The sequence below is a fragment of the Pseudomonas sp. GL-RE-29 genome, from assembly GCF_019947275.1.
GTDB classification, from domain to species: Bacteria; Pseudomonadota; Gammaproteobacteria; order Pseudomonadales; family Pseudomonadaceae; genus Aquipseudomonas; species Aquipseudomonas fluorescens_A.
The window spans coordinates 13,491-30,796 of the sequence record NZ_JAGYGD010000051.1 but is presented as its reverse complement, the minus strand read 5'-3'; the positions used below and the strand labels follow the sequence as shown (position 1 = coordinate 30,796).

Here is a 17,306-nt window from a genome sequence, read left to right as displayed (position 1 = left end):
GGCTCCTACAGAGCGCAGACACGAAAAAACCCCATGATCACTCATGGGGTTTTGTGTTTTCAGCGCCCGGGTTTATGCCGGGGCCGAGGTCCGGATCAAGTGGTCGAATGCGCTGAGGGAAGCCTTGGCGCCCTCGCCTACCGCGATCACGATCTGCTTGTACGGCACGGTGGTGACGTCGCCAGCAGCGAACACACCCGGCATCGAGGTTTCACCGCGAGCATCAACGATAATCTCGCCACGTGGCGACAACTCGATGGTGCCCTTGAGCCAATCGGTATTGGGCAACAGACCGATCTGCACGAAGATCCCTTCCAGCTCAATGGTACGCAGTTCGTCGCTCTGACGATCCTTGTAACGCAGGCCGTTGACCTTCTGCCCGTCGCCCGTCACTTCAGTGGTTTGCGCACTGGTGATCACGGTGACGTTTGGCAGGCTGTGCAACTTGCGCTGCAACACCGCATCGGCACGCAGCTGTACATCGAACTCCAGCAGCGTGACATGGGAGACGATACCGGCCAGGTCGATGGCTGCTTCAACGCCGGAGTTACCGCCACCAATCACCGCCACGCGTTTGCCTTTGAACAGCGGGCCGTCGCAATGCGGGCAGTACGCCACGCCTTTGTTACGGTATTCCTGCTCACCGGGCACGTTCATTTCACGCCACCGGGCGCCGGTCGCCAGGATCACGGTCTTGGCTTTCAGTTTGGCGCCGCTGGCGAAGTGGACTTCATGCAGCTCGCCTGCTTTGCCTGGCACCAACTTATCGGCACGTTGCAGGTTCATGATGTCGACGTCGTATTGCTTGACGTGTTCTTCCAGCGCGACCGCCAGTTTCGGCCCTTCGGTTTCCTGCACCGAGATGAAGTTCTCGATGGCCATAGTGTCCAGCACCTGACCACCAAAACGCTCAGCCGCGACACCGGTACGAATGCCTTTACGAGCGGCATAAATCGCCGCCGAAGCACCGGCCGGGCCACCGCCGACAACCAGCACATCAAAGGCTTCTTTGGCGCTGATTTTCTCGGCCTGGCGCTCGATGCCGCTGGTGTCGATCTTGGCGAGGATTTCTTCCAGGCCCATGCGACCCTGGCCGAAGTTCACGCCGTTGAGGTAGATGCTAGGCACCGCCATGATCTGGCGCTCATCGACTTCAGCCTGGAACAGCGCGCCGTCGATGGCGACGTGGCGGATGTTCGGGTTCAGTACGGCCATCAGGTTCAGCGCCTGGACCACGTCCGGGCAGTTCTGGCAGGACAGCGAGAAGTAAGTCTCGAAGCTGAATTCGCCTTTTAGCGAGCGGATTTGTTCAATGACTTCGACACTGGCCTTCGAAGGGTGGCCGCCGACTTGCAGCAAGGCCAGCACCAACGAAGTGAATTCGTGGCCCATCGGGATACCGGCAAAACGCAGACTGATGTCGGCTCCCGGGCGATTGATCGAGAACGATGGCTTGCGTGCATCGTCACCGTTATCGAGCAAAGTAATCTGGCTGGAAAGACTGGCAACGTCTTTCAACAGTTCAAGCATTTCCTGGGATTTCGCACCGTCGTCGAGGGAGGCAACGATCTCGATCGGCTGGGTGACCCGTTCCAGGTACGATTTCAACTGGGCTTTAAGATTGGCGTCCAACATACGGGCGATTTCCTTTGTATTCACAGACATAAAAAAACGCCCGAGCGAATCTCGCCCGGGCGTTTTTATTGGGCGGTGCAGCTTGCTTAGAAGGTGCGGAAGTCCGCCCTGATGAAGCGCGTCACAGACTTAGATCTTGCCGACCAGGTCCAGGGACGGAGCCAGAGTGGCCTCGCCTTCTTTCCACTTGGCTGGGCAAACCTGGCCTGGGTGAGCAGCGACGTACTGGGCAGCCTTGATTTTGCGCAGCAGTTCGGAAGCGTCACGACCCACACCGCCGTCGTTCAGTTCGACGATTTTGATCTGGCCTTCAGGGTTGATCACGAAGGTGCCACGGTCAGCCAGGCCTGCTTCTTCGATCAGCACGTCGAAGTTGCGGGAGATGGCGTGAGTCGGGTCGCCGATCATGGTGTACTGGATTTTGCCGATGGCTGGCGAAGTGTTGTGCCAGGCAGCGTGAGCAAAGTGAGTGTCGGTGGAAACGCTGTAGATCTCGACGCCCAGTTTCTGGAATGCGTCGTAGTTGTCAGCCAGGTCTTCCAGCTCGGTTGGGCAAACGAAGGTGAAGTCGGCTGGGTAGAAGAAAACCACAGACCATTTGCCTTTCAGGTCAGCGTCCGAGACTTTTACGAAGTCGCCATTTTTGAATGCATCAGCTTTGAATGGTTTAACTTGGCTGTTGATGATAGGCATCGTTGACTCTCCGTCAGGGGTTAAGAAGTTGATGGAGAGAACTTTACCCACTCGACGGACGGTTGGCTCATTGGCAAACCTCATGCCGTTGATTGGCTTTCGCTATTAGCTGACAGTATTAATAGAAGAAAACCGAATTTATGACTCGAGCGGTTTTTCCGCGAGGCGAGTCATACCGAGAAACGGACTGGCTTCGATGTAGCGCATGGCGGACTTCATGTCCTTCCAGCCGACGTAACTCATCAACGACTTCAGGTCCCAACCGCTTTGATGTGCCCACGAGGCAAAACCGCGCCGCAGGGAGTGACTGGTGTAGTGCTCGGCCGCAATGCCTGCGCGCTCCAGCGCCTGGCGCAACAAAGGAATCACGCTGTTGGCGTGCAGCCCCTCCTCGCTCAAATGCCCCCAACGGTCTATGCCGCGGAACACCGGACCGCGGACCAGCGCAGCCTCGGTGATCCACTCAATGTAAGCCTGTACCGGGCACAATCGCTGTAGCGCAGGCGTCTGGTAGGTTTTGCCGAGGTTTTCCCGGTCGCTCTTGCTGCGCGGCAAGTACAGCGTGATGCCGGAACCTGCGCGCACTTCAACGTGCTCAATCTGCACACGGCATAACTCATCACTGCGAAAGCCACGCCAGAAACCCAGAAGGATCAGCGCAGCGTCGCGTCTGGCCCGCAGCAATCCCGGCCGATCGCCTTGCTGCCTGGCGGTTTGTGCTTCCTGATCCAGCCAGGCGACCACTTGCTCCAGATGTTGCAGTTGCAGGGGCTCTGCCTGTTTTTCCTGGGCCGGATGCAATGCACGAATGCCCTTGAACACCTTGCGCACCACCGGCGCCTTGGTGGGATCGGCAAAGCCCTGGCTGTTGTGCCACTGCGCCAGCGCCGACAAGCGCAGCTTCAAGGTATTGATCGACAACACGCCCGCATGGGCGACCAGATAGCGCGCCACGCTGTCGCCGGTTGCTGGCAGGAAACCACCCCAACTCACCTCGAAGTGTTCAATGGCGGCGCGATAACTGCGACGGGTGTTGTCGCGGGTCGCGGCGTGTAGATATCGATCCAAATCGCTCATGGAATGACCTTGCTTTAACTGTAGGAGTGAGCCTGCTCGCGATGGACGTCAACGATAACGCTGGATGACAGGTACCCCACGGCGCTCTCAGATTTATCGCGAGCAGGCTCGCTCCTACAGGGGTTTGTGTACGGGTTTGCAGTTGCAATCGCATCAAAATCCATATCACACGGGGTAATACTAGTATATCCCGCGTTAATAACACTCTGTATTTAAGTTTTAACAATGAATGGTACAATGTGTATTCGAATAGTACGTACCACACAGAAAAATCGTAGGAGAAATCATGGCCCGTGGCGGCGTTAACAAAGCAGTGGTTCAAGCCGCGCGTCTGGCGATTCTCGCCCGTGGCGAAAACCCGAGCATCGATGCAGTACGGATCGAAATGGGCAATACCGGCTCGAAAACCACCATTCATCGCTACTTGAAAGAACTGGGCGACGTCGCTCAACCGGCCGAAACCGAGCCTGCGGAACCGATCGACGATGAGTTGCTGGCATTGGTTTCGCGCCTGGCGCAGCGCCTAAAGGAACAGGCACAAGAACCCATCGACTTGGCCCGCGAGCAGTTCGAAACGCAAAGAAAAGAATTGGAAGCCCGGCTGCATCAAGCCGAGCAAGCAAACACACAGTTGCAGCAACATTACGAGCTGCAGAGTCTGGCGCTGACCCAGGAATCCGAGGCACTGCAAAGCACCCGCTCTACCCTGCAGACCGAGCAAACCCGCAATGCCGGACTGAACCAGGCACTGGCCGATTTCGAATTACGCTTGCAAGACAAGGACGAGCAGATCCGCTCGCTTGAAGAGAAACACCTGCATGCACGGGAGGCACTTGAGCACTACCGCAATGCCGTCAAAGAGCAGCGCGAGCAGGAACACAGTCGCCATGAAAGCCAGGTGCAACAGTTGCAGATGGAAGTGCGCCAGGCTCAGCAAAGCGCGCTGGTGCGCCAGGACGAAATCACCCAATTGCACCGCGACAACGAGCGCCTGCTGACCGAAAACCGGGGAACGCTACGCGAGCTGAGCCTGCTGCAAGAGCAACTCAAGCAGAGCAACAATCGTCAGGATCAGCTACTGGAGCAAACCACCCGGGTCGACGGCGAACGCACCCTCCTCCAGGAACGCTTGCGCGTCGCCCTGCTGGAAAGTCAGTCGCTCAAACAGAACATCGACGAACAGTCGCAGATCAATAAATCACTGGAAATTGAATTGGCGAAGACCCAGTCAGAACTGGAAGAAAGCGTGCGTCTGGCGGCTGCCATTGCGACAGCGCCAGACAATGCCAAGGACGATTAACCGGCGACCGGGGTCCGCATGGTGACAAACTCTTCGGCGGCCGTCGGGTGCACCCCGATGGTTTCGTCGAAGTGGCGCTTGGTGGCACCGGCTTTCAGCGCAATCGCCAGCCCCTGGACGATTTCACCCGCCTCCGGACCGACCATGTGGCAACCCAACACCTTGTCGGTCTTGGCATCCACCACCAGCTTCATCAGCGTGCGCTCCTGGCATTCAGTCAGGGTCAGCTTCATCGGGCGGAAACGGCTTTCGAAGATCTGCACTTCATGCCCGGCGTCGCGCGCTTCTTCTTCGGTCAAGCCGACGGTGCCAATGGTCGGTATGCTGAACACCGCCGTCGGGATCATTTTGTAATCCACCGGACGATACTGCTCAGGTTTGAACAAACGACGGGCCACTGCCATGCCTTCAGCCAACGCCACCGGCGTCAATTGAACTCGACCGATTACGTCGCCCAAGGCCAGGATCGAAGGCTCGGCGGTTTGATACTGCTCATCGACCTCAACAAAGCCTTTCTTGTCGAGTTTCACCCCGGTATTTTCCAGCCCCAGGTTGTCCAGCATCGGACGGCGTCCGGTGGCGTAGAACACGCAATCGGCTTCGAGCTGGCGACCATCCTTGAGCGTGACCTTCAGGCTGCCATCGGCTTGTTTGTCGATACGCTCAATGTCGGCATTGAATTGCAGATCCATGCCGCGCTTGGTCAGCTCTTCCTGCAAATGCTTGCGCACGGAACCGTCGAAGCCACGCAGGAACATTTCACCGCGATACAGCAACGTGGTCTGCGCACCCAAGCCGTGGAAGATCCCGGCGAACTCGACAGCGATATAACCACCACCCACCACCAGCACACGCTTGGGCAGCTCTTTAAGGAAGAACGCCTGATTGGAGCTGATCGCGTGCTCATGTCCCGGAATCTCCGGGATCTGCGGCCAGCCACCAGTGGCGATCAGGATGTTCTTGGCGGTGTGGTGCTCGCCATTGATCTCGACAGTATGCGGGTCGACGATCTTGGCGTGCCCTTCATGCAAGGTCACGCCGCTGTTGACCAACAGATTGCGGTAAATACCGTTCAGGCGATTGATCTCGCGGTCCTTGTTGGCGATCAGCGTCGCCCAATCGAACTGCGCCTCATCCAGACTCCAGCCAAAACCGGAAGCCTGCTCAAAGTCTTCGGCAAAGTGCGCACCGTAGACCAGCAACTTTTTCGGCACACAGCCAACGTTCACGCAAGTACCACCCAGGTAACGACTCTCCGCCACCGCCACCTTCGCGCCGAAACCGGCCGAAAATCGTGCAGCGCGCACACCACCAGAACCGGCACCAATCACATAAAGGTCAAAATCGTAGGCCATTTTCAATCTCCTCGGCAGGCCAACAGCATACCTGCGGACGGCCGCTGAGCAAGCATTGTGCTGAAAAGCTCGTGGAATCCAGATAGCACAGACAGCAAAAAACCTGTAGGAGCTGCCGCAGGCTGCGATCTTTTGACTTTGCTTTTTAAAATCAAGATCAAAAGATCGCAGCCTTCGGCAGCTCCTACTGGGAGCGCGTACACCAGAGGTATCAGGTCGGCTCACGGCCGCCTCGGTTGCTGTTGCGGTGCACGTCCTTTCGAGAGCCCGGACCTCCATCAAGAAGGCAAAAAAACCCCGAACAAGTCGGGGTTTTCGATTCACACAAGCAAACTATCAGTAAGCCTTGCCAGTCTTGTAGAAGTTCTCGAAGCAGAAGTTGGTCGCGTCGATGTAGCCTTCAGCGCCGCCGCAGTCGAAACGCTTGCCTTTGAACTTGTAGGCCATGACGCAGCCGTTCTGGGCTTGTTTCATCAGGGCGTCGGTGATCTGGATTTCGCCGCCCTTGCCTGGCTCGGTTTGTTCGATCAGGTCGAAGATGTCCGGGGTCAGGATGTAGCGACCGATGATGGCCAGGTTCGACGGCGCATCTTCTGGCTTTGGTTTTTCAACCATGCTGTGTACGCGGTAGATGTCGTCGCGGATCATCTCGCCGGCGATAACGCCGTACTTGTTGGTCTCTTGCGGATCGACTTCCTGGATGGCCACGATCGAGCAGCGGAACTGTTTGTACAGCTTGACCATTTGGGTCAGTACGCCGTCGCCTTCGAGGTTGACGCACAAGTCGTCAGCCAGCACCACGGCGAATGGTTCGTCGCCGATCAGCGGACGGCCGGTCAGGATGGCGTGGCCCAGGCCTTTCATTTCGGTCTGGCGGGTGTAGGAGAACGAGCAGTTGTCGAGCAGCTTGCGGATACCGACCAGGTATTTTTCCTTGTCGGTGCCCTTGATCTGGTTTTCCAGCTCGTAGCTGATGTCGAAATGGTCTTCCAGGGCGCGCTTACCACGGCCGGTGACGATCGAGATTTCGGTCAACCCGGCATCCAGTGCTTCTTCAACGCCGTACTGGATCAGTGGCTTGTTTACCACCGGCAGCATTTCTTTGGGCATGGCTTTAGTCGCTGGCAGGAAGCGAGTACCGTAACCGGCTGCTGGGAACAAGCATTTCTTGATCATATAAGTCCTTGAAAGGGCTGTGTGTACGAGTTTCGGCGCAGTCTAATCAGGCGGCGTGCACCTTACAATGCCCCGCGCTGGCTAACCGATGCCATCATAGAGAAATATTCTCGCGGATAGTTCCGCAGATCGAGTAGCCGCCCGTTATTGATAGCAGAGACCGGCAGACTTGCACGCTTTGTCATCGCAACAGGCAATCGCACCACCATACGCCCATCGGCACCCGCTGCGTGAATTTGGCGCTATCATGGCGCAATTGAACCAGCCAACGAGGCAAATAGATGTCGGAAGCAAAGAGCGTCAACGGGTACTTGATCAACAAGGCAAAGGACGGCCAATGGGCGATATGCAACGCTGCAGGCGAGAATGTCGCCGGATCGTTTCCGACTGAAGCCATGGCGATCGAAGTGGCGGCCGTGCTGGAACTGGAGCACCCGCAACCTAAACGACGCGGCAAGGACAAGACCTGATCGACACCTGACATGCCCAAAAGCCCTGCCCTCGCGCAGGGCTTTTTTGTGAAAGTGGGCAGGAAGTGGCCTTTCGCTATAACCTTTTGCTCACGGCGCTGTCACAGGCTTTGCCCACCCCTTTGCGACGACAACGACATGACTAAATTTTTGCCACTGATTGCGGTACTGGCCCTGAGTGGCTGCGCGACGTCCGAAACAACCTACCTGAACAACGGCGAGCAAGGCCTGGCCATCGATTGCTCCGGCGAAGCCAATTCCTGGGCAACCTGTTATGAAAAGGCCGACGCGTCTTGTGCCGGCACTGGTTACCGCATCGTCGGCACCGATGGCACGCCGTCCAGCAAGGAAAGCGACAAGACCCTGGGAGTCGACGTCGGCAATTACAAGAACCGCAGTGTCGTGGTGGTCTGCAAGTAAGGCGCCCCTGCCCTACATGTGGATTTCGGCGAACTTGATCCCGAGCCCGCGCACGGTCTCGATCAAGTCGTCGAGGCGACTGAAGGATTCGACTTCATCGTTTTCATCCACCAGAAAATAACTGCGCCCGGCGCTTTTCTTGAAAAACACGATCCATTCCCCCGGATCCGCCGGGTTCTGAATCACGTGTGTGGCAGAGATCAGACCCTCTGCATGGCGCTCACGCACCTGCTCTCGCTTCATGCTCGACTCCAGAAATGACAATGCCGCCAAAGCGTAGCTTTGACGGCATCGTTGCTGACTGGCGACATTCTATCAGCCGGAAATACACGCGGTGGCAGCATTACGTACATCCCATGGGCGCACAGGCACATTGGAAATACGCTCATGCAGCTTGATGCTGCTGCCGCCAGCGCGATCTTCGATGTCAAACACGGCGGCCGGCCCCGATGAAAGCTTCTGCGGCACGATCACTCGCACGCCGTCTTTCTGCGGCTCGACTTGCAAGGCGCCACGGCTATCGGCGAGCTTTTCACCCAGGCATTGCGCGTACTCATGGGGATTCTTGCCTGAAATCACGCTCATGGTGGGCAGCGTCTCGTTAATGTCCTCGACACTTGCACAACCCGTCATCACCAACGCCAACGGCAGGAAACACACACCCCACTTCATACGAAACCTCCGATAAAGACCCTCCGACAGCACAGATACGGTTTTTATCCGAGGCCCACTGCATTTATCCCTCATCGAATGCGTAATATCTGGTTTTAATTGCCAAAGCGGGACACGACCGTCGGATAATAACGCCCCCGGGCTGATAAACTGCGCGCCAATCGCCCAAGCTATCGTTTTGATTTTGTAGAAAAAGCCCTTCTGGAGGCGCCTCATGAAATTTATCCACCAGCGCGAGCACCTCAACGAAGACGACATCGTCGTCATTCAATGCTCGCAAATGTGCAACATCCGTTTGATGAACGACGCCAATTTCCGCAGCTTCAAAAATGGCGGCCGCCACACCTACCACGGCGGTGCGTTCGATACCTTTCCGGCCCGCATCACGGCGCCGAGCACCGGTTTCTGGAACATCACCATCGACACGGTCAATCGCCGTCCGATCAGCGTGACCCGCAAACCAACCCTGACTCACTCGATCAAGATCATCCGCCGCTCCAGCTCGAAACTGAGCTGAGTGACACCCCATTCGCATACAGGCAGACATGACCGTGGCCCAGACGACCAAATACGTCATCAAATACAAACTGAACGGCGAGCGCCGCTTCGAATTTGCCCAACTGGAGAACGGCACCGAAGCAGAAGCCAAGGCTGCGCTGGATGCCCTTCATGGCCAGAGCGAAGACGTCATCAGCGAAATCAGCGTCAGCAAAGCGCTGTAACTTGACCCGGAGCGACAGCAAGGACGTCTGCTTCCGGCGTTGAAGTTCGACCGCAAGCGCCGGAGTGCTGGCGCCCTCCCCGCTCCCTAGACTGGCCACCTCAACCCTGGGTTAAGGAGTCAGAACCATGTGCACCGACTGGGCGCTACTGGAGCAACAACTCGATCAGGACGGTTGCGCGGTCCTCTGGTCGCTGTTGCGCCCTGAAACCTGTGACGACATCAGTGCCCTGTACGCGCAATCGGAGCCCTTCCGTTCGCAAGTGATCATGGCTCGGCACGGTTTTGGTCGCGGCGAGTACAAATATTTCAAATACCCTTTACCCGACCTGGTAGCTCGATTGCGCAGCGCACTTTATCCGCGACTGGTGCCGATCGCCAATCGCTGGCACCAACAGATGGGCCTGCCAAGCCGTTTCCCTGACACCCATCAAGACTTCCTCGAACGCTGTCACGCAGCCGGTCAGACGCGTCCGACTCCGTTGTTGCTGCAATACGGGCCGCAGGACTACAACTGCTTGCATCAAGACTTGTACGGCGAGCACGTTTTCCCACTGCAAGTGGCGATTCTGCTGTCAGAACCGGATGAAGACTTTACCGGCGGGGAGTTCGTACTGACCGAGCAACGCCCACGGATGCAATCGCGCCCTCAAGTCGTTGACCTGAAAAAAGGTGACGCGTTGATTTTTGCGGTCAACCAACGGCCGGTCAAAGGCCTGCGTGGTTACTACCGCGTGACCATGCGCCACGGCGTCAGTCGCCTGCACAGTGGAAAACGGCATACCCTTGGCATCATCTTTCACGACGCGTTATGAACACCATGAATCCGACGACCTTTGATTTGTTTGCCGACGCCGAGCCCGAGCAGCAGCCCCGGCACGAGCCTATTGGTGAACAGTCCTGCGTCTTGAGAGGCTTTGCCCTGCCCTGGCTGGACCGCTTGCTGCCTGCCCTGGACGCGGTGCTGGCGCCCGCACCGTTTCGCCAGATGGTCACTCCTGGCGGTTTTACCATGTCGGTAGCCCTCAGCAGTTGCGGTACCCTCGGCTGGACCACCGACCGCAGCGGCTATCGCTATACCCGCAACGATCCGCAGACCGGCCAGCCGTGGCCGGAAATGCCCGACGTGTTTTTACAGTTGGCGCAAGCAGCGGCGCAGGCTGCCGGGTTTACCGATTTCATCCCGGATTCCTGCCTGATCAACCGATATGTCCCGGGGTCTAAAATGTCTTTGCATCAAGACAAAGACGAAAAGTCCTACGCGGCGCCCATCGTTTCCGTCTCGCTGGGGTTGCCGGCCATGTTTCTGTTCGGCGGTTTTGCCCGCGCCGATAAAAGCCAGCGAGTGCCGCTGCTGCATGGCGATATCGTGGTCTGGGGGGGCGTGGATCGCTTGCGTTATCACGGCGTCTTGCCAATCAAGGATGGCCAACATTCTCGCTTGGGTGAACAGCGAATTAACTTCACCTTTCGAACGGCAGGTTGAAGCCCGGGAGTTTGACCGCAAGCGCCGGAGTGTACCGACACGATTGCATGGTTAATCTGCTGGAAACGGGTCAAGGGACAAAACGCCATGACAAGCCAAACGACAAAAATCACCACTGAAAATGATCCACGCTGGACTGCCGTCGTTGCCCGGGATCCACGGGCGGATGGGCAGTTTGTCTACGCGATAAAAACCACTGGAATCTATTGCAACCCCAGCAGCCTGGCGCGCTTGCCGAATCCGCAGAACGTGGAATTTTACGATACTGCCGAGCAAGCCCAGGCAGCGGGTTATCGTCCGAGCAAACGGGCGGCAAAGGATCAAAGCGACATCGCCGCACAACATGCGGCAACCGTGGCCGCCGCATGCCGCCAGATCGAAAGTGCCGAGACGCTCCCGGCGCTTGGCGAACTGGCCGAAGCGGCGGGCCTGAGCAGCTTTCACTTTCATCGGGTGTTCAAGGCTGTCACTGGGTTGACGCCCAAGGGCTACGCGGCGGCTCATCGTTCACGTCGGGTGCGGGAGCGACTCACAGACGGCGGCTCGGTGACGGACGCTTTGTACGACGCCGGCTTCAATTCCAATAGTCGCTTTTATGAAGCAGCCGATCAGCTTCTGGGCATGAAACCTACTGATTACCGCGCGGCGGGCCAAAACAACGACATTCGGTTTGCGGTCGGTCAGTGTTCGCTCGGTGCAATATTGGTGGCGCAAAGTGAGCGCGGGGTTTGTGCGATCTTGCTGGGCGACGATCCGCACCAATTGGTTTGCGATCTGCAGGACAAATTCCGCCGAGCCAATCTGATAGGCGCCGATCAAGATTTCGAGCAACTGATCGCCAAAGTTGTCGGCTTTATCGAAGCCCCGGCCCTCGGTCTGGACTTGCCGCTGGATGTGCGCGGTACCGCGTTTCAGGAACGAGTCTGGCAAGCCTTGCGGGAGATTCCCGTCGGCAGCACCGCCAGCTACGCCGATATCGCCCAACGCATTGGTTCGCCGAAAGCTGTTCGCGCCGTGGCTCAGGCCTGCGGCGCGAATAGCCTGGCGGTGGCGATCCCTTGCCATCGCGTGGTGCGTAGCGATGGCAATCTGTCGGGATATCGCTGGGGTGTGGAGCGCAAACGGCAGTTGCTGGAGCGCGAAACGTTATAAAAGCAAAAGATCGCAGCCTTCGGCAGCTCCTACGCGAAGGTTGCGACTTTTTTATCAACGATTTACATCCACCACAACCCGGCCGCGCAATTGGCCCGCCAGCAGGCGCGGTGCAGCGTCGATCGCTTCGCTCAAACCAATTTCATGGCTGATCAGCGGCAGCAGATTGAAATCCAGATCCTTGGCCAGCCGACTCCACGCCTCTACTCGCTTGGCTTTGGGTTGCGTCACGCTGTTGATGCCGGCCAGGGTCACGCCACGCAGAATGAACGGTGCAACCGAGGCCGGGAAGTCCATGCCTTGCGCCAGACCACACGCAGCGACCGTACCATTGGCCTTGGTGCTCGCGCAGGCGTTGGCAAGGGTGTGGCTGCCCACCGAGTCGATGACCCCGGCCCAACGCTCTCTGGCCAGCGGTTTGCCCGGTTCCGACAATGTGGCGCGATCGATAATTTCGCTGGCTCCCAGTTGCTTTAGGTATTCGTGTTCCGAGGTTCGACCAGTGGATGCAACGGCCCGATAACCCAGTTTATTCAGTAGCGCGATGGCGAAACTGCCTACGCCGCCATTGGCGCCAGTGACCAGTATTTCACCTTGTTCAGGTGTCACGCCGTTGTGTTCCAGCGCCAGGATGCACAGCATCGCCGTGTAGCCCGCCGTACCGATGGCCATGGCTTGGGCCTCGGTAAAAGCCGTGGGCAGCGGAATCAGCCAGTCGCCGTTCAGACGCGCTTTCTGCGCAAGTCCGCCCCAATGTCCTTCACCCACACCCCAGCCATTGAGCAGGACTTTGTCACCGACCTTGAAGTCCGGATGTCCGCTGACTTCGACGGTTCCTGCCAGATCGATCCCTGGGACCATAGGGAATTTTCGCACCACCGGGCTGCTGCCGGTGATCGCCAGGCCGTCCTTGAAATTCAGCGTGCTGTACGCCACTCGCACCGTCACGTCGCCCTCGGGCAACTGATCGTCATTGATTTCTTGCAGCGTGGAGCGATAACCGCTGTCGTCTTTTTCGATCAAAATACCTTGGAACATTGCTGCCTCCTGGTGGGATCACCCGTTGTGGTCTGAATTAAATACCACATCGCAAAAAATTGCCGTACTCGACTTTAAGCCAATCCACAAAACTCTCGGGTTTTTCCATGACCTGTGGTTATAGTTTTTCGCCACCCTGTAAAGTGACTGGCCTTGCGTCAGTCATTGCTGCTACAAATCCGGTCTACCGCCCCTGCCCGGTTTCAATGTCGGAGAACAGAAATGAGCCAATGGCCAGACACTCGCATTCTTGACCTGCTCGGGATCGAACTGCCCATCATCCAGGCCCCGATGGCCGGCGCCACTCACTCTTCCATGGTCATTGCGGCGAGCAACGCTGGCGGCCTGGGATCAATGCCAGCGGCGATGCTGAGCATCGAGCAGTTGCGCGAAGAGCTAAAGACTATTCGTCAACACAGCCAGCGTCCGCTCAACGTCAACTTCTTCTGCCATCAACCGCCACCGGCCGATGAGCAGCGCGCGCAAGACTGGAAGAACCTCCTGGAACCTTACTACCGGGAACTGGGTGTCGATTTCGAAGCGCCGACGCCAGTGTCCAATCGCGCGCCGTTCGATCAAGCAGGCTGCGCCATCATTGAAGAATTTCGTCCCGAAGTTGTGAGTTTTCACTTTGGCCTGCCGGAAAAATCGCTGCTGGATCGAGTGAAAGCCACCGGCGCGAAAGTGCTGTCGTCGGCCACTACCGTAGAAGAGGCCATCTGGCTTGAGCAACATGGCTGTGACGCGATCATCGCCATGGGTTACGAAGCGGGAGGACATCGCGGGATGTTTCTCAGCGATGACCTGAGCAGCCAGGTCGGCACCTTTGCCTTGGTGCCTCAAATCGTCGATGCGGTGAAAGTACCAGTGATCGCCGCTGGCGGCATCGCCGATGCGCGAGGAGTCGCTGCGGCGTTCATGCTCGGCGCTTCGGCGGTACAAGTGGGCACGGCCTATCTGTTCACGCCGGAGGCCAAAGTTAGCGCCTCCCATCACAAGGCGCTGCGCACGGCCAAGGAAAGCGAGACCGCGCTCACTAACATTTTCACCGGGCGTCCGGCCCGTGGAATCCTTAATCGCGTGATGCGTGAGCTCGGACCGATGAGCGCCAAGGCACCGGCATTCCCGCTGGCCGGTGGTGCGCTGATGCCACTGCGCGCCAAAGGGGAAGCGGATTTCAGTAACCTTTGGGCCGGGCAAGCGTTCACGTTGGGCGTGGAGCTGACGACCGCAGAATTGACCCGGCGCCTGGCTGAGGAAGGATTGGCGAAGTTGCTGGGACACTAACCTAGAGGACTTTCCAAACCTGTGGCGAGGGAGCTTGTCGGATCGCCGCACCGTCCCGCTCGACTGCGAAGCAGTCGCAAAAGCCGGGGCTGCTTCGCATCGCAACGGGAGCAAGCTCCCTCGCCACAGGTTAGTGCTCACAACGCACTTCAATACAGCCAAGTTCCGTTTGCAGGGATTTCGCTATATATTTATTTATATAGCGTTTTAAGCCCCTCGCTACATGTGCCTTCGACGGAGCCGTTTCATGACCATTCGTGCCTCACGTTTTGCCCCCACCTGCCTGGCGAGCCTGCTCGCCGTATTCGCCTTGGGCTCTGCTCAGGCGGACGAAGTCCAGGTCGCTGTCGCTGCCAATTTCACCGCGCCGATTCAGGCGATCGCAGCAGATTTCGAAAAAGACACCGGGCATAAACTGGTGACCTCCTTCGGCGCGACAGGTCAGTTCTACACCCAGATCAAGAATGGCGCGCCGTTCGAAGTGTTCCTCTCGGCGGACGATACCACCGCGCAAAAACTCGAAGCCGAAGGCGACACGGTCAAAGGCTCGCGCTTCACTTATGCCATCGGCACGCTGGCACTGTGGTCGGCCAAAGAAGGCTATGTCGACGCCCAAGGTAAAGTGCTGGCTGACAACAAGTATCAGCATCTGTCCATCGCCAACCCGAAAGCCGCGCCTTACGGCCTCGCCGCAACTCAGGTATTGGCCATGCAAGGCTTGACCGACAAGGTCAAGGACAAGATCGTTGAAGGCCAGAACATCACCCAGGCCTATCAATTCGTCTCTACCGGCAACGCCGAGCTGGGCTTCGTTGCCTTGTCGCAAATCTACAAGGACGGCAAAATCACCAGCGGTTCGGCGTGGATCGTTCCGGCGGACCTGCATGACCCGATCAAACAGGACGCCGTAATCCTCAACAAGGGCAAGGACAATCCAGCCGCCAAGGCGCTGGTTGACTACCTCAAGGGGCCAAAAGCCGCCGCTGTCATCAAATCCTACGGTTACCAACTCTAAATGACGCTCACGAGTGCCGACTTTTCCGCCATCTGGCTGACCCTGAAACTGGCGTCCCTGACGACCGTTATCCTGCTGGTAATCGGCACTCCCCTTGCGTTATGGCTCTCGCGCACCCAGTCCTGGCTGCGCGGCCCGGTCGGCGCAATCGTCGCCCTGCCCCTGGTGCTGCCGCCCACGGTGATCGGCTTTTATCTGTTGCTGGCGCTCGGTCCCCACGGGTTTGTAGGCCAGTTCACCCAATCACTGGGGCTGGGCACCCTGACGTTCAGTTTTGCAGGCCTGGTCATCGGCTCGGTGCTGTACTCGATGCCGTTTGTGGTCCAGCCGCTGCAAAACGCTTTTTCCGCCATTGGCACCCGCCCGCGGGAAGTGGCCGCTACGTTGCGCGCCAATCCCTGGGACAGCTTCTTCAGCGTCACCCTGCCCCTGGCCCGGCCAGGTTTCATCACTGCCGCCATCCTTGGATTTGCCCACACCGTCGGCGAATTTGGCGTGGTGTTGATGATCGGCGGCAACATCCCGGACAAAACCCGGGTGGTTTCGGTGCAGATTTACGATCACGTTGAAGCCATGGAATATGCCCAGGCGCATTGGCTGGCCGGGGCGATGCTGGTGTTCTCCTTTGCGGTGTTGCTGGCGCTGTACTCCAGCCGTAAAACCAAAGCGGGCTGGAGCTGATCGATGATTCACACACGCCTAAAACTTGCTTATTCAGGGTTCGCTCTCGATGTTGACCTGCAACTGCCTGGCCGCGGTGTCACGGCGCTTTACGGTCATTCGGGCTCGGGCAAAACCACGTGCCTGCGCTGTATCGCCGGCCTTGAAAAGGTCGATCAGGGGTTTATCCAGGTCAACGATGAAGTGTGGCAGGACAGCGAAAAGAAGATTTTCGTGGCGCCGCATAAACGCGCCCTGGGTTATGTCTTTCAAGAAGCCAGTCTGTTCCCGCATCTATCGGTATTGGCCAACCTGGAATTCGGACTGAAACGAATCCCGAAACAACACCGCCGCGTCGACATGGCACACGCGACAGAACTGCTAGGGATCAGCCATTTGCTGGACCGGCATCCGCAGCACCTTTCTGGCGGTGAGCGACAGCGCGTAGGCATGGCCCGCGCCCTTCTCACCAGCCCGAAACTGTTGCTGATGGACGAACCGCTGGCCGCCCTGGATTCCCAACGCAAAAGCGAAATCCTGCCTTACCTGCAACGGCTTCACGATGAATTGGACATTCCGGTGCTGTACGTCAGCCATTCTCAGGATGAGGTGGCGAGATTGGCCGACCACATTGTCCTGCTCAGCGAAGGCAAAGCACTGGCCAGCGGTCCGATCGGACAAACCCTCGCTCGGCTGGATTTGCCACTGGCAATGGGCGATGACGCTGGCGTGGTGATCGAAGGCAACGTCAGTGCCTACGATCCCAACTACCAGTTGCTGACGTTGCAACTGCCCGACACGGTCCTGAACATTCGCGTGACGCACACACCCATGGCACCGGGTCAGGCGCTGCGCTGCAAGGTGCAGGCGCGGGATGTCAGCCTGAGCCTGCACAGCGTCGAACAAAGCAGCATTCTCAATCGGCTGCCGGTCACTGTCGTCAGTGAAATGGGTGCCGACAACACCGCCCACGTCCTGGTGCGCCTGGACGCGGCGGGCACCCCGCTTCTGGCGCGTATCACTCGCTATTCCCGCGACCAATTGAACGTGCATCCCGGCCAACAACTCTGGGCGCAAATCAAGGCTGTCGCGGTGCTGGCGTAACTCACTGGCACGACTGCCGCGGCGTGGGGTCAATGGCTGTAACGG

The 17,306-nt window shown here is 58.0% G+C and carries 20 protein-coding genes; 12 read left to right on the top strand and 8 right to left on the bottom strand.

Translation table 11 applies throughout. The features are described from left to right. Positions 1–72: 72 nt before the first annotated feature. From ahpF to KGB21_RS27800, 3 genes are all read right to left on the bottom strand, one after another. On the bottom strand, positions 73–1,635 hold the full coding sequence (ahpF, locus tag KGB21_RS27810; protein WP_223507355.1) for an alkyl hydroperoxide reductase subunit F: 1,563 nt from the start codon (positions 1,633–1,635) through the stop codon (positions 73–75). Positions 1,636–1,764: 129 nt separating this feature from the next. Beyond that, entirely contained in the window at positions 1,765–2,328 is a 564-nt protein-coding gene (gene ahpC, locus KGB21_RS27805; RefSeq protein WP_007975937.1) for an alkyl hydroperoxide reductase subunit C, read from the bottom strand. A gap of 138 nt (positions 2,329–2,466) precedes the next feature. After that, a complete protein-coding gene (locus tag KGB21_RS27800; protein ID WP_223507354.1) occupies positions 2,467–3,405 on the bottom strand; it encodes a site-specific integrase in 939 nt (312 codons plus the stop codon). A gap of 286 nt (positions 3,406–3,691) precedes the next feature. On the opposite strand from KGB21_RS27800, the gene KGB21_RS27795 reads away from it, so the two are divergent. Continuing rightward, positions 3,692–4,705, top strand: coding sequence for a DNA-binding protein (locus KGB21_RS27795; protein WP_223507353.1), 1,014 nt, complete (start codon positions 3,692–3,694; stop codon positions 4,703–4,705). Here KGB21_RS27795 and gorA read toward each other — a convergent pair. Together gorA and galU are read right to left on the bottom strand one after the other, a co-directional pair. After that, positions 4,702–6,060 (bottom strand): glutathione-disulfide reductase, encoded by a 1,359-nt coding sequence (gene gorA / locus KGB21_RS27790; protein ID WP_223507352.1) that lies wholly within the window; start codon positions 6,058–6,060, stop codon positions 4,702–4,704. The genes KGB21_RS27795 and gorA overlap by 4 nt on opposite strands. Before the next feature lie 336 nt (positions 6,061–6,396). Further along, entirely contained in the window at positions 6,397–7,236 is an 840-nt protein-coding gene (gene galU / locus KGB21_RS27785; protein ID WP_008065368.1) for a UTP--glucose-1-phosphate uridylyltransferase GalU, read from the bottom strand. 281 nt (positions 7,237–7,517) lie between these two features. Here galU and KGB21_RS27780 point away from each other — a divergent pair, with 281 nt between their 5' ends. After that, a complete protein-coding gene (locus KGB21_RS27780; protein ID WP_223507351.1) occupies positions 7,518–7,706 on the top strand; it encodes a hypothetical protein in 189 nt (62 codons plus the stop codon). Positions 7,707–7,844: 138 nt separating this feature from the next. Beyond that, on the top strand, positions 7,845–8,126 hold the full coding sequence (locus tag KGB21_RS27775) for a lipoprotein (RefSeq protein WP_034147126.1): 282 nt from the start codon (positions 7,845–7,847) through the stop codon (positions 8,124–8,126). Between the two features lie 12 nt (positions 8,127–8,138). Here KGB21_RS27775 and KGB21_RS27770 read toward each other — a convergent pair whose 3' ends face one another. Further along, the gene (locus tag KGB21_RS27770; RefSeq protein WP_034147127.1) at positions 8,139–8,369 is read right to left on the bottom strand and encodes a hypothetical protein; all 231 of its coding nucleotides are present in this window, start codon (positions 8,367–8,369) and stop codon (positions 8,139–8,141) included. A 72-nt stretch (positions 8,370–8,441) separates the two neighbouring features. Next, positions 8,442–8,798: a hypothetical protein gene (locus KGB21_RS27765; RefSeq protein ID WP_034147128.1), complete on the bottom strand. Its 357-nt coding sequence runs from the start codon at positions 8,796–8,798 to the stop codon at positions 8,442–8,444. 214 nt (positions 8,799–9,012) lie between these two features. Here KGB21_RS27765 and KGB21_RS27760 point away from each other — a divergent pair, with 214 nt between their 5' ends. The 5 genes from KGB21_RS27760 to ada all read left to right on the top strand — a co-directional run bounded on the left by KGB21_RS27760 (position 9,013) and on the right by ada (position 12,157). Continuing rightward, positions 9,013–9,315 (top strand): DUF1883 domain-containing protein, encoded by a 303-nt coding sequence (locus KGB21_RS27760; RefSeq protein WP_007900033.1) that lies wholly within the window; start codon positions 9,013–9,015, stop codon positions 9,313–9,315. Between the two features lie 34 nt (positions 9,316–9,349). After that, complete coding sequence (locus tag KGB21_RS27755) at positions 9,350–9,520, top strand: hypothetical protein (RefSeq protein WP_172668643.1); 171 nt, start codon at positions 9,350–9,352, stop codon at positions 9,518–9,520. A 127-nt stretch (positions 9,521–9,647) separates the two neighbouring features. Continuing rightward, positions 9,648–10,334, top strand: a complete 687-nt coding sequence (locus KGB21_RS27750; protein WP_223507350.1) for a 2OG-Fe(II) oxygenase — start codon at positions 9,648–9,650, stop codon at positions 10,332–10,334. Between the two features lie 5 nt (positions 10,335–10,339). Then, a complete protein-coding gene (gene alkB, locus KGB21_RS27745; protein WP_223507356.1) occupies positions 10,340–11,005 on the top strand; it encodes a DNA oxidative demethylase AlkB in 666 nt (221 codons plus the stop codon). Positions 11,006–11,092: 87 nt separating this feature from the next. Next, positions 11,093–12,157, top strand: coding sequence for a bifunctional DNA-binding transcriptional regulator/O6-methylguanine-DNA methyltransferase Ada (ada, locus tag KGB21_RS27740; protein WP_223507349.1), 1,065 nt, complete (start codon positions 11,093–11,095; stop codon positions 12,155–12,157). A 54-nt stretch (positions 12,158–12,211) separates the two neighbouring features. On the opposite strand, the gene KGB21_RS27735 is transcribed toward ada, so the two are convergent. Next, entirely contained in the window at positions 12,212–13,195 is a 984-nt protein-coding gene (locus KGB21_RS27735) for an MDR family oxidoreductase (RefSeq protein ID WP_223507348.1), read from the bottom strand. 222 nt (positions 13,196–13,417) lie between these two features. Here KGB21_RS27735 and KGB21_RS27730 point away from each other — a divergent pair, with 222 nt between their 5' ends. The 4 genes from KGB21_RS27730 to modC all read left to right on the top strand — a co-directional run bounded on the left by KGB21_RS27730 (position 13,418) and on the right by modC (position 17,261). After that, positions 13,418–14,482, top strand: coding sequence for an NAD(P)H-dependent flavin oxidoreductase (locus KGB21_RS27730; RefSeq protein WP_223507347.1), 1,065 nt, complete (start codon positions 13,418–13,420; stop codon positions 14,480–14,482). A gap of 247 nt (positions 14,483–14,729) precedes the next feature. Further along, on the top strand, positions 14,730–15,497 hold the full coding sequence (gene modA, locus KGB21_RS27725) for a molybdate ABC transporter substrate-binding protein (protein WP_223507346.1): 768 nt from the start codon (positions 14,730–14,732) through the stop codon (positions 15,495–15,497). Beyond that, positions 15,498–16,178, top strand: a complete 681-nt coding sequence (gene modB, locus KGB21_RS27720) for a molybdate ABC transporter permease subunit (protein ID WP_223507345.1) — start codon at positions 15,498–15,500, stop codon at positions 16,176–16,178. A 3-nt stretch (positions 16,179–16,181) separates the two neighbouring features. Next, positions 16,182–17,261: a molybdenum ABC transporter ATP-binding protein gene (gene modC / locus KGB21_RS27715; protein ID WP_223507344.1), complete on the top strand. Its 1,080-nt coding sequence runs from the start codon at positions 16,182–16,184 to the stop codon at positions 17,259–17,261. Positions 17,262–17,306: the final 45 nt, after the last annotated feature.